Below are 11,688 nucleotides of genomic sequence, written 5' to 3' on the forward strand. Positions count from 1 at the left end.
CCCCTTCAGTCCCGGAACGGGTCGTTCACGGCCTTTTTCGGGCCCGGAGGAAGGCGAGGACGGTCGCCCGGCCGAGGGACTCGCGGTCCGCGCCCAGCGCCGTGAGCGTCGTCTCGCCGAGGGCCGCGCGGGGGAGGGCGCCCGCCCATTCCGAGGCGACCTTCGCCGGGTGGATCGGGTCGTCGGTGCACGTGCCGATCCCGGCCGGGACGGCGAGGCCCGCGAGTTCGGCGAGGGTGGGGGAGGGACGGCTCGCCGCCGCGCGCAGGCCGCCGGCGAGGCCGTCGCCGTGGCGGCGCCACGCCCGGTCCAGTTCGGCCCGCAGCCAGTCCGGGCTGCCCGCGGTCTGCGCCAAGGCGGCGTCGACCCCGGAACCGGCCACCAGATCCGCCGTCAGCGTCGCGGCCAGCGATGCGGGTGCCGGGCCCGGGACGCCGTTCCAGGCCGGGAGGGCGGCCAGCAGGCCCCCGCAACGGCCCGGGTGGCGGACCGCCCACTCCGCGGCGAGGTGGGCGCCGAAGGAGATGCCGCCCACGAGGAGTTCGCCGTGCTCGTCCGCGAGGGCGTCCAGCATCGCCAGGTAGCCGTCGGCCAGCGCCGCGCCCGGAGGTGGCGGTGGCGCGATGAGCGGGACACCGAGGGCGCGCAGCGGCCGTTCGAAGACGGCCCGGACGAACACCTCGTCCGAGCCGGTGCCGGGCAGCAGTACCGCGGCGGGAACTCTGATTGCGGACGTCACGTTGCAATCCTTGCGCAAAGGCGTTTCCCTGGCGGGGACCGCAGCTACGCTGGAAATCGCACGGGCCGCATGCACCACGTCGGGGGCCCCGGAGCACAGGAGTACCTATGTCCGCCAAAGACGGCGGCTACTTCAGCCGGTTGGTTCGCAAGCTGACCAGCGACGTCGAGGATCTCGACGCCGACGAAATGTCGATGAGGTCGGGCGCCGAAGGGGCGCAGCGGGCCTGTGACTGCCGCTCCGGCGAAGAGGTCACCGTGATGGGGCGGCTCCGCAGCGTCGAGCTCTGCCCGACCAACGAGGCCGCCACGCTGGAGGCCGAGTTGTTCGACGGAACACAGGGCGTGACGCTAATCTGGCTCGGCCGCCGCCGGATCCCGGGCATCGAGCCTGGCCGGACGATCAAGGTGCGCGGCCGGATGGCCGAGCGTGATGGCCAGAAGGTGCTGTACAACCCCTATTACGAGCTCCAGAGCCCAGTGAGTTGATCACCCATCGTGACTGAACCCGCCCCGAGCGAGAAGAAGACCGACGGCGAAGAGCCGCAGCCGACCCTGCTGGAGCAGATGGGCGGCGTGTCCGGCCTGATCTACTCCTCGGTGCCGGTGATCGTCTTCGTCCTGGCCAACTCGTTCTTCGGGCTGACCGCGGCCATCTGGACGTCCATCGGCAGCGCGGTGGCCATCACGGTGCTGCGCGTGGTCCGCAAGGAGCCGCTGCAGCCGGCCATCTCGGGCTTCTTCGGCGTCGCGATCGCGGCGTTCATCGCCTACCGGACGGGGTCGGCGAAGGGGTTCTTCCTGTTCGGGATCTACGCGAGCCTGATCTACTGCGGCATCTTCGTGCTGTCGGTGGTGGTGCGCTGGCCGATCGCGGGCGTGGTCTGGAACATGCTCAACGGCACCGGCCAGGCCTGGCGCAGGGACAAGCCGTCCCGCTACGGCTACGACATCGCGACGCTGGCCATGGCGGCGATCTTCGCCGCCCGGTTCATCGTGCAGCGGTGGCTCTACCAGGAGGACTACACCGGCTGGCTGGCCTTCGCGAAGATCGCGATGGGGTACCCGCTGTACGCGCTGGGCCTGCTGGTGGTCGTATGGGCGGTGCGGCGGTCGGACAAGCGCCTGAAGGCCATGGCCGAGGCGGCACCGGAGCCGGAGACCGACGCGGAGGTCGAAGCCCGGCTGCGCGAGAAGTACGCGGCTCCGGAAGCCTGACCCGCGCGGGGGCGCCCCCCGTTCTCGACTCTACCGGCGAGCACCGACAGTTCCGGTCGCCGAGCCAACCCGCGAAGAAGGCCCCCGGCGAACACGCCAGGGGCCTTCTCGCCGGTCTCAGTACCCGAGCGCCGTCCGGATCTCCGGCTCCACGTCCGCGGTCGCGACGAACAGCAGCTCGTCCCCCGGCTCCAGCGGGTCCTCCGGCTGCGGCACAATCACCCGGTCGCCCCGGAGGATGGTCACCAGCGCCGCGTCCCGCGGGATCGTCAGGTCGCTCACCGGCTTGCCCGCCAGGGGCGTCTCCGCCGGCAGCGTCAGCTCGACCAGGTTCGCGTTGCTCTGCCGGAACGTCATCAGCCGCACCAGGTCGCCGACGCTCACCGCCTCCTCGACCATCGCCGCCAGCATCCGGGGGGTCGAGACCGCGACGTCGACGCCCCAGGCGTCGGTGAACAGCCACTCGTTGGCCGGGTTGTTCACCCGGGCCACCACGCGCCGCACCGCGAACTCCGTCTTGGCCAGCAAGGAGACCACCAGGTTCGCCTTGTCGTCGCCCGTCGCGGCGATGACGACGTCGCACTGCTCGATCCCGGACTCCTCCAGGATCGACACCTCGCACGCGTCGCCGAGCACCCAGTCGGCCTGCTCGACCGCGTGCGGCTCGAACTGGTCGGCCTCGCGCTCGATCAGCATCACCTGGTGCCTGCCGTCGATCAGCTCGGCGGCGATGGAGCGGCCGACCGCCCCGGCCCCGGCAATCGCGACCCTCATGCCTCGTCCTCCGGTTCGCGGTGGGCCACACTGGTCACGTCGGTGACGGTGCCGGACCGCGCGGCCACCCACACGACGTCGTCGGCCTGCAGCACCGTCTTGGTGTCGGGCAGCACGGCGGTACCGAAGCGCATGATGAACGCCACCCGGGCGCCGGTCGCCTCCTGCAGCGACTGCACCGAGTGCCCGACCCAGCCCTCGTGCAGCGGCAGCTGCAGCAGCGCGACGTTGCCCGACGGGTCCCGCCACGCCGACGCCACGCCGTCCGGCAGCAGGCTGCGCAGGAACCGGTCGGTGGTCCACGGCACGGTCGCGACCGTCGGGATGCCCAGCCGCTCGTACACGGCCGCACGCTTGTGGTCGTAGATCCGCGCGACGACGTGCTCGATGCCGAAGTTCTCGCGCGCGACCCGCGCCGAAATGATGTTCGAGTTGTCGCCGCTGGACACCGCCGCGAACGCGCCGGCCCGCTCGATACCGGCCTCGACCAGCACCCGGCGGTCGAAGCCGACGCCGACGACCTGCTGGCCGTGGAAGTCGCTGCCGAGCCGGCGGAACGCCTGCTGGTTCTTGTCGATGACGGCCACCTCGTGGCCGAGCCGCTCCAGCGCAGCGGCCAGGGACGCGCCGACCCGGCCGCATCCCATGATCACCACGTGCACGCCCTGCCTCCTCCTCGGCGGTTCACCCGTCCGTACCTACCCCGACATGCCAGCGCCGAACCTACCGTGCCTGCCTCCGGTTAGGCTTCCGTGGTGTCGAAGTTCCCGACCGTGCTGAAACGCCTGGTCCTCGGACGTCCGTTCCGCAGTGACCGGCTGTCCCACACGCTGCTGCCCAAGCGCATCGCGCTGCCGATCTTCGCCTCCGACGCGCTCTCGAGCGTGGCGTACGCGCCCGAAGAAATCTTCCTGACGCTGAGCGTGGCGGGCCTGTCCGCGTACGCGCTGGCGCCCTGGATCGGTATCGCGGTCGCCGTCGTCATGCTCGTCGTCGTCGCCTCCTACCGGCAGAACGTGCACGCCTACCCGAGCGGCGGCGGCGACTACGAGGTCGCCAACACCAACCTGGGCGGCAAGTTCGGCCTCACCGTGGCCAGCGCACTGCTGGTCGACTACGTGCTCACCGTCGCGGTGTCCACTTCGTCCGGTGTGGCCAACATCGGCTCGGCGATCCCGTGGGTGGCGCAGCACAAGGTGCTCGCGTCGATCGTCATCGTGGTCGTGCTGACTTCGCTGAACCTGCGCGGCATCCGCGAGTCCGGCAAGGCCTTCGCGATCCCGACCTACGGGTTCATCGTGGGCATCCTGATCATGGTGGTCTGGGGCCTGGTGCAGGCGGCCACCGGCACCGAGATGAAGGCCGAAAGCGCCGGCTTCACCCTGAACGCGGAGGGCACCTTCGCCGGCGTGGCGTACGCGTTCCTGGTGCTGCGGGCGTTCTCCTCCGGCGCGGCGGCGCTGACCGGCGTCGAGGCGATCAGCAACGGCGTCCCGGCGTTCCAGAAGCCGAAGTCGAAGAACGCGGCGACCACGCTGCTCATGATGGGTGTGCTCGCGGTCACCATGCTGGTCGGCATCATCACGCTGGCCACGGTCACCGACGTCAAGTTCGCCGAAGACCCGGCGACGCAGCTGGCCGGCGCGCCCGCGGGCTACGAGCAGAAGACGATCGTCGCGCAGATCGCGCACGCGGTGTTCGCCGACTTCCCGCCGGCGTTCTACTACATCTCGTTCTCCACCGGCATCATCCTGCTGCTGGCCGCGAACACCGCGTTCAACGGCTTCCCGGTGCTCGGCTCGATCCTGGCGCAGGACCGCTACCTGCCGCGGCAGCTGCACACCCGCGGCGACCGGCTGGCGTTCTCCAACGGCATCATCTTCCTGGCCGCCTTCGCGCTGGTCCTCATCATCGCCTTCGACGCCGAGGTCACCCGGCTCATCCAGCTCTACATCGTGGGCGTGTTCGTGTCGTTCACGGTGAGCCAGGCCGGCATGATCCGGCACTGGAACCGGTTGCTGGCCAGGGAAACCGACCCGGGCGTGCGGCGCCGGATGCGGCGCTCGCAGACGGTGAACGCCATCGGCCTGACCATGACCGCGACCGTGCTGGTGATCGTGCTCATCACCAAGTTCCTGCTCGGCGCGTGGATCGCGATCGCCGCCATGGTGGCGATCTACGTGCTGATGACGGCGATCCGGCGGCACTACGACCGGGTGGCCGACGAGCTGAAGGACCTCGGCGACACCCCGACCGTGCTGCCCTCGCGCAACCACGCCATCGTCCTGGTGTCCAAACTGCACCGTCCGACACTGCGGGCGCTGGCCTACGCCAAGGCGATGCGCCCGGACGTCCTCGAAGCCGTGACGGTCAATGTGGACGATGCGGACACGCGGCGCCTGACCCAGGAGTGGGACGCGCACAACTTCAAGGTGCCGCTGAAGGTCGTCGAGTCGCCGTACCGCGAAATCACGAAACCGGTGCTCGACTACGTGAAGCGCGTGCGCGGTGACAATCCGCGCAACGTGGTCACCGTGTTCATCCCGGAGTACGTCGTCGGTCATTGGTGGGAGCAGGTGCTGCACAACCAGAGCGCCCTGCGGCTCAAGGGCCGCCTGCTGTTCCAGTCCGGCGTGATCGTGGCGAGCGTGCCGTGGCAGCTGGAGTCGTCGGCGAAGGCGGCCGCCCGCGTCCGGAACGAGTGGCCGGCGGCCGGGGACGTCCGCCGCGGGTTCTCGCCCGACGCGAAGGCGCCCGTCGCCCCGAAGCCCAAGGAGCCCGCCGAATGACCGGCTGGCTGGGCCGCGTCCTCGAGGTCGAGGTCGGCGCGGTCGCCCACGGCGGCCACTGCGTCGCGCGTGCGGAGGGACGGGTCGTGTTCGTCCGGCACGCGCTGCCGGGCGAGCAGGTCCGCGTCGAGATCACCGAGGACAACGGCGGCTCGTTCTGCCGCGGCGACGCCGTCGAGGTGCTCGTCCCGTCGCCGCACCGGGTCCCGCCGCCGTGCCCGCTGGCCGTGCCCGGCGGCTGCGGCGGCTGCGACTGGCAGCACGCCGAACCGGACTACCAGCGCTCCCTCAAGGCCGCGGTGGTGGCCGAGCAGCTGCGGCGGCTGGCCGGGATCGAGCGGGACGTCGTGGTGGAGGCCCTCGACGGCGGGCCGCTGGACTGGCGCAGCCGCGTCCGGCTGGTCGCGGGGCGTGACGGCCGCGCCGGGCTGCGCGCCCACCACAGCCACCGCGTGGTGGCCCTGGACGACTGCCCGATCGCCGTCCCCGGCGAGCTCGACGACGTCCTGGCGCGGCGCTGGCGGCCGGGCAGCGAGCTGGAGGTCACCCAGGACGGCGACGGCAGCGTGCACGTCCGGGAACTGTCGACGGTGCGCGGCAAGGTCCGGGCGCGGCAGCTGACCGGCGGCGTCGCGGTCCAGCACGCGGCGGGCCGCGACTGGCGCCTCGACGCCCACGGTTTCTGGCAGGTCCACCCGGCGGCGGCGTCGACGCTGGCGGCGGTCGTGGGGGAGTGGGCGGAGGCACCGGCGGGTGGGTCCGCCTGGGACCTGTACGCCGGGGTCGGGCTGTTCGCCTCGGTGCTGGCGGCCCAGGTCGGCACCGCGGGCCGCGTCCTGGCGGTCGAGTCGGGGCGGCGCGCGGTCGCGGACGGCGAGCGCAACCTCGCGGACCTGCCGCAGGTCTCGTGGCGCGCCGGGCGGGTGGAGCACGCGCTGGCGTCGGCGGACAAGCCGGTCGACGTGGTGGTGCTGGACCCGCCCCGCAAGGGCGCGGGCAAGGCGGTCGTGGAGTCGATCGTGGCGGGCGCCCCGGACCGGATCGTGTACGTCGCCTGCGACCCGGCGGCGCTGGCGCGCGATGTGGCGACCTTCGCCGCCCACGGGTATTCGCTGACCGACCTGCGGGCGTTCGACGCGTTCCCGATGACCCACCACGTGGAGTGCGTGGCGCTGCTCTCCTGACCCGTCTTCCCCGCCTCGCCGGAATTGTCGGTGGTGGTCGGCACACTGGGCCCATGACCGGACTCGACGACTTCGACCGGGCGGCTTCGACGGTGACCGGCCTGGTCACGGCGGTCCGCGCGGACCAGTGGGCCCTCCCGACGGCGTGCGCGGACTGGGACGTGCGCGCCGTGGTGAACCACCTGGCGCACGGCAACGCGAAGGTGGCGTTCTGGGCGGGCACGGCCCCACCGGCCCCGGACGGCGACTACCTGGGTGCCTCGCCGGCGGAAGCGTTCGCCGAGTCGGTGACGGCGGCTCGGGCGGTGCTGGCCGAGCCCGGCCTGTTCACCCGCCAGGTGACGACGCCGCTCGGCGAGGTACCGGGGGTGTTCCTGGTGCACATGAGGGTGAACGAGTACCTCGCCCACGGCTGGGACATCGCCGACGCGACGGGCCGGCCGACGGATTTCCTGCCGGACCTGGCGGAGCGGGCGCTGCGGCAGTGGCAGTCCCGCTTCGGCGCGGCCCCTCGCCGGCCGGGCGGACCGTTCGGCCCGGAGGTCGAGCCACGACCGGACGCGACGCCGGCGGACAGGCTGGCGGCGTTCCTGGGGCGGAAGGCGGTGAACGGGTAAGACGGGTGGGGCGTTGCTTCGGTTGACCGGCGGCGTGGGGTGAGTTCGCCGGGCGCTTCGGCACGCCGGTAGGCCGCGGGTTTCGGCACCGCCGCCTCTCCTGCCACGGCGGCGGTGGCTCTGCTGGCGGATCCGGGCGGCGAAGTGGCGGCTCAGCCTGCGCGGCTGGCCGCTGGCGGCTGAGGGATGCCTGCCGCTCGGCCGGTACGGCGGAACCGGGTGGCGAGATGGCGTTCAGTTTGCCGACGCTCGGCGGTGCGCTCCTCAGCCGCGCGGGTTGCCGTCGCTGGCCTCAGCGTGCCCGGCGCCCCCTGGCGCCACCCGCCGCGCCGCCGGCCGGAGGCGGGCTGCTCCCGGCAGCGTCACCACCGGCCCCAGGAGGCAGCGCAAGGCGTTCAGCCCGAAAACCAGCGCTGGGGCGACGGCCGCAGGTTCTGGTAGATGTGCTTGACCTCGGTGTACTCCGCCAGCCCCGTCGGGCCCAGCTCGCGGCCGGATCCGGACTGCTTGTAGCCGCCCCACTCGGCCTGGGGCAGGTACGGGTGGAAGTCGTTGATCCACACCGTTCCGTGGCGCAGCCGCCCCGCCACGCGCTGGGCCCGGCCCGCGTCCTGCGTGAACACCGCGCCGGCCAGGCCGTAGCAGGTGTCGTTGGCGATGCGGACCGCGTCGTCCTCGTCGGTGAACGTCTCGACCGTCAGCACCGGGCCGAACGACTCGTCGACCACCGCCGACGAACCCTGTTTCACCTGGTCGAGGATGGTCGGCAGGTAGTAGAAGCCGTCGGCCAGTGCCGCGTCGTCCGGACGGCGGCCGCCCGTGCGCAGCACCGCGCCTTCGGCCAGCGCCGCCGCCACGTACGCCTCCACCTTCGCCCGGTGCGCCGCCGAGATCAGCGGGCCGGTTTCCGCCCGCGGGTCGAACGGGCCGCCCAGGCGGATCCGCTCGGCGCGGCGCACCAGCTCGGCGACGAACTCGTCGTGCCACTCCCGCTGCACGATCAGCCGCGCGCCCGCCGAGCACACCTGGCCGGAGTGCAGGAACACCGCCGTCAGCGCGTAGTCGACCGCCGTCTCGAAGTCGGCGTCGGCGAATACCACGTTCGGGTTCTTCCCGCCCAGCTCCAGCGCCACCTTCTTGACCGTGGCGGCCGCCGCGGCGGCGATGGTCCTCCCGGTCGCCAGGCCGCCGGTGAACGACACGAGGTCGACGTCCGGGTGCGCCGCCAGCGGCGCCCCCACCTCGGCGCCCGCGCCGAGCACCAGGTTGCCCACGCCCGGCGGCAGGCCGGCTTCGGTGAGCAGCTTCAGGAACAGGATCGCGGTGTGCGGGGTCAGCTCGCTGGGCTTGAGCACGAACGTGTTGCCCGCGGCCAGCGCCGGCGCGATCTTCCACACGGTCTGCAGCAGCGGGTAGTTCCACGGCGTAATCAGCGCGCAGACGCCGACCGGCTCGTGCACGATCCGGCTGAACGCGTCCGGGTTGCCGGTGTCGACGACGCGCCCCGCGTCCTGCGCCGCGAGCTTGCCGAAGTAGCGCAGGCAGGCCGCGATGTCGGCCATGTCGTACCGGCTCTCGACCAGGCGTTTGCCGGTGTCGAGCGACTCGGCGCGGGCGAACGCCTCCGCGTCGCGGTCCAGCAGCTCCGCCGCCCGCAGCAGCAGGTCGCCGCGCACGTGGGCGGGCGTACCCGGCCACGGGCCGGTGTCGAACGCCCGGCGCGCCGCCGCGATGGCGGCCTCGGTGTCCTTGGCGGTGCCCTCGGCGACCGTCGCGACCAGGGAGCCGTCGGCCGGGCAGCGGATCTCCCGCCGGGCGCCGTCCACCGCGTCCACCCATTCGCCGCCGATGAAGAAATCCGCCATGCCTTCCATTCTCGTGGCCACGCGGTGTGACCGCCACAGCGACGCGGGGAGACGAGGTTCACCCCGGGTGCTGACCGGCGGTCGCGCTCCGGTTGTGACGCCGGACGCGGCCTGCGGCCCCGCTCTGGCGGGTCTCCGTAGACTGGCCGGAACCGAGCGAGTGAGGTGGAGACGAGTGACGATGCTGGAGTCCGTGAGCGGACCGGCGGACCTGAAGCGCATGAGTGTCGAGGACCTCGGCGAACTGGCCGCCGAGATCCGGGACTTCCTCGTCGACAAGGTCCGCCGGGCGGGCGGCCACCTGGGGCCGAACCTCGGCGTCGTCGAGCTGACCCTGGCCCTGCACCGCGTGTTCGACTCGCCGCGCGACGCGATCGTGTGGGACGTCGGTCACCAGGCGTACGTGCACAAGCTCGTCACCGGCCGGGCGGCCGGGTTCGACCTGCTGCGCCAGACCGGCGGGGTCACCGGCTACCCGTCGCGTGCGGAGAGCGAGCACGACTGGGTGGAGAGCAGCCACGCGTCGTCCGGCTTGTCCTATGTGGACGGCCTGGCGAAGGCGTTCGAGCTGGCCGGCGGCGGGCGGCACGCGATCGCCGTCGTCGGCGACGGCGCGCTCACCGGCGGCATGTGCTGGGAGGCGCTCAACAACATCGCCGCGCACAAGGAGCGCCCGGTCGTCATCGTGATCAACGACAACGGCCGCTCGTACTCGCCCACCATCGGCGGCCTGGCCGACCACCTCGCGGCGCTGCGCCTGCAGCCCGGCTACGAGCGGCTCCTCGACGGCGGCCGCGAGATCCTCAAGCACACCCCGGTCGTCGGCAAGCCGATCTACGCCGCGCTGCACGCCGCGAAGGCCGGCCTGAAGGACGCGCTCAGCCCGCAGGCGATGTTCTCCGACCTTGGCCTGAAGTACCTCGGCCCGGTCGACGGCCACGACCAGGTGGCGCTGGAGAAGGCCCTGCACAGCGCGCGCTCCTTCGGCGGCGCGGTGATCGTGCACGTCGTCACCGAGAAGGGCCACGGCTACGCGCCGGCGGTCAACAACCAGCACGACCAGATGCACCAGACCGACCCGATCGACCCGGAGACCGGCCTGCCGCCGGTGAAGGGCCCGAGCTGGACCGGCGTGTTCGGCGACGAGCTGGCGAAGATCGGCGCCGAGCGCGAGGACGTCGTCGCGATCACCGCGGCGATGCTGCGCTCGACCGGGCTGGACAAGTTCGCCGAGTCGTTCCCGGACCGCTGGTACGACGTCGGCATCGCCGAACAGCACGCGGTCACCTCGGCCGCGGGGCTCGCGATGGGCGGGCTGCACCCGGTCGTGGCGATCTACTCGACGTTCCTCAACCGCGCGTTCGACCAGGTGCTGATGGACGTGGCGCTGCACCGCCTGCCGGTGACGCTGGTGCTCGACCGGGCCGGCATCACCGGGCCGGACGGGCCGAGCCACCACGGCATGTGGGACCTCTCGCTGCTCGGCATGGTCCCGGGCATGCGGGTGGCGGCGCCGCGTGACCCGGCCACGCTGCGCGAAGAGCTGAACGAGGCCGTCGACGTGGCCGACGGGCCGACGGCGCTGCGGTTCTCGAAGGGCAAGGTCGGCACGGACGTGACCGCGGTCGAGCGGATCGGCACCGTCGACGTGCTGCGCCGCCCGGCCGAAGGCGCGGACGTGCTCCTGGTGACGGTCGGCGCGTTCGCGACCCTCGGGCTGGCGGCCGCGGACCGGCTGGCCGACCAGGGCATCGGCGTGACGGTGGTGGACCCGCGCTGGGTGCTGCCGGTGCCGGCGGAGCTCGTCGCGCTGGCTTCGCAGCACAAGCTCGTGGTGACCGTGGAGGACAGCGGACGGCACGGTGGGTTCGGGTCGGCTTTGGCCGCCCTGTTCCGGGACGCCGAGTGCGACGTCCCGTTGCGGGACCTGGCCGTGCCGCAGTCGTTCCACGACCACGGCAGCCGCGACGAGGTGCTGGGCCGGATCGGCCTGACGGCGCAGGACGTCGCCCGCCGGGTGACGGAGTGGGCGTCGGGGCGGCTGGGCTCGGAGGAGCCGGCGCGCAAGGACGCGAACCGCAGCTGATCGCGGACGGTTCGATCACCGCCGGGAAACAGCCGCCCGAACCGGCTACGCACGGCGAAGGGCGTCGGTAGCCTCGGCGGGGTGAACCCCGATCCCCTGCTCGACAGCTTGCGCGCCGCGGTCACCGCGGCCCCCGAGGACGTTCCGCTCCGGCTGCACCTGGCCGGTCTGCTCCTCGACCGCGGGGCGCGCGACGACGCCGTCGCGCACCTGGGCACCTGCCCAACACCGAACCCAAGTTGAAGGCCCTGTTCGACAAGCTCGCCGGGCGTGGTCCGCTGCTGGTCGTGGTCGATCAACCGGCCACGATCGACCGACGTCCAAGCCGATAAACACCCCGAAGCTGCTGCTCATCCACCAGCCGTTCGTTCGCCGTGAGTGGTCACGGGGTCTCAGGCCGCCGCGGGGAAAGTGCCG

General features: G+C 72.4%; 11 protein-coding genes. 7 read left to right on the forward strand and 4 right to left on the reverse strand.

Features of this window, described 5'->3' with window-relative positions; all coding sequences use genetic code 11:
• Window positions 1-25: 25 nt before the first annotated feature.
• Window positions 26-739, reverse strand: coding sequence for an alpha/beta fold hydrolase (locus DV20_RS16440; protein ID WP_200876441.1), 714 nt, complete (start codon window positions 737-739; stop codon window positions 26-28).
• Window positions 740-846: 107 nt separating this feature from the next.
• Here DV20_RS16440 and DV20_RS16445 point away from each other — a divergent pair, with 107 nt between their 5' ends.
• Both DV20_RS16445 and DV20_RS16450 read left to right on the forward strand, forming a co-directional pair.
• On the forward strand, window positions 847-1,227 hold the full coding sequence (locus DV20_RS16445) for an OB-fold nucleic acid binding domain-containing protein (RefSeq protein ID WP_003074944.1): 381 nt from the start codon (window positions 847-849) through the stop codon (window positions 1,225-1,227).
• Between the two features lie 9 nt (window positions 1,228-1,236).
• Window positions 1,237-1,956, forward strand: coding sequence for a DUF3159 domain-containing protein (locus DV20_RS16450; RefSeq protein ID WP_043781091.1), 720 nt, complete (start codon window positions 1,237-1,239; stop codon window positions 1,954-1,956).
• A 117-nt stretch (window positions 1,957-2,073) separates the two neighbouring features.
• Here the strand turns inward: DV20_RS16450 and DV20_RS16455 are convergent, their stop codons facing one another.
• Window positions 2,074-2,730 carry a potassium channel family protein gene (locus DV20_RS16455; RefSeq protein WP_043781093.1) on the reverse strand — a complete coding sequence of 219 codons (657 nt, stop codon included), beginning with the start codon at window positions 2,728-2,730 and terminating at the stop codon, window positions 2,074-2,076.
• Window positions 2,727-3,392 carry a potassium channel family protein gene (locus DV20_RS16460; RefSeq protein WP_043781095.1) on the reverse strand — a complete coding sequence of 222 codons (666 nt, stop codon included), beginning with the start codon at window positions 3,390-3,392 and terminating at the stop codon, window positions 2,727-2,729. The genes DV20_RS16455 and DV20_RS16460 overlap by 4 nt, the downstream gene beginning before the upstream one ends.
• Before the next feature lie 93 nt (window positions 3,393-3,485).
• On the opposite strand from DV20_RS16460, the gene DV20_RS16465 reads away from it, so the two are divergent.
• From DV20_RS16465 to DV20_RS16475, 3 genes are read left to right on the forward strand one after another with little or no spacing between them, the layout of a single operon-like run.
• Window positions 3,486-5,519, forward strand: coding sequence for an APC family permease (locus DV20_RS16465; RefSeq protein ID WP_200876442.1), 2,034 nt, complete (start codon window positions 3,486-3,488; stop codon window positions 5,517-5,519).
• The gene (locus tag DV20_RS16470; protein ID WP_043781099.1) at window positions 5,516-6,703 is read left to right on the forward strand and encodes a class I SAM-dependent RNA methyltransferase; all 1,188 of its coding nucleotides are present in this window, start codon (window positions 5,516-5,518) and stop codon (window positions 6,701-6,703) included. The genes DV20_RS16465 and DV20_RS16470 overlap by 4 nt, the downstream gene beginning before the upstream one ends.
• A gap of 53 nt (window positions 6,704-6,756) precedes the next feature.
• Window positions 6,757-7,320, forward strand: coding sequence for a TIGR03086 family metal-binding protein (locus DV20_RS16475; protein WP_043781101.1), 564 nt, complete (start codon window positions 6,757-6,759; stop codon window positions 7,318-7,320).
• 395 nt (window positions 7,321-7,715) lie between these two features.
• Here the strand turns inward: DV20_RS16475 and DV20_RS16480 are convergent, their stop codons facing one another.
• Window positions 7,716-9,185, reverse strand: a complete 1,470-nt coding sequence (locus tag DV20_RS16480; protein ID WP_043781102.1) for an aldehyde dehydrogenase family protein — start codon at window positions 9,183-9,185, stop codon at window positions 7,716-7,718.
• A 175-nt stretch (window positions 9,186-9,360) separates the two neighbouring features.
• Between DV20_RS16480 and dxs the strand changes: the two genes are divergently transcribed.
• Window positions 9,361-11,271 (forward strand): 1-deoxy-D-xylulose-5-phosphate synthase, encoded by a 1,911-nt coding sequence (dxs, locus tag DV20_RS16485; RefSeq protein WP_043781104.1) that lies wholly within the window; start codon window positions 9,361-9,363, stop codon window positions 11,269-11,271.
• Window positions 11,272-11,352: 81 nt separating this feature from the next.
• Entirely contained in the window at window positions 11,353-11,514 is a 162-nt protein-coding gene (locus DV20_RS44945; protein WP_152603728.1) for a tetratricopeptide repeat protein, read from the forward strand.
• Window positions 11,515-11,688 lie beyond the last annotated feature (174 nt).

Origin of the sequence: Amycolatopsis rifamycinica (assembly GCF_000695625.1) — a bacterium.
Lineage (GTDB): Bacteria > Actinomycetota > Actinomycetes > Mycobacteriales > Pseudonocardiaceae > Amycolatopsis > Amycolatopsis rifamycinica.

What these genes read in the sequence shown, in the direction of transcription:
- DV20_RS16455 (WP_043781093.1), bottom strand. Translation starts at nt 2,730, where the DNA reads ATGAGGGTCGCGATTGCCGGGGCCGGGGCGGTCGGCCGCTCCATCGCC.
- DV20_RS16445 (WP_003074944.1), top strand. Translation starts at nt 847, where the DNA reads ATGTCCGCCAAAGACGGCGGCTACTTCAGCCGGTTGGTTCGCAAGCTG.
- DV20_RS16470 (WP_043781099.1), top strand. Translation starts at nt 5,516, where the DNA reads ATGACCGGCTGGCTGGGCCGCGTCCTCGAGGTCGAGGTCGGCGCGGTC.
- DV20_RS16480 (WP_043781102.1), bottom strand. Translation starts at nt 9,185, where the DNA reads ATGGCGGATTTCTTCATCGGCGGCGAATGGGTGGACGCGGTGGACGGC.
- DV20_RS16475 (WP_043781101.1), top strand. Translation starts at nt 6,757, where the DNA reads ATGACCGGACTCGACGACTTCGACCGGGCGGCTTCGACGGTGACCGGC.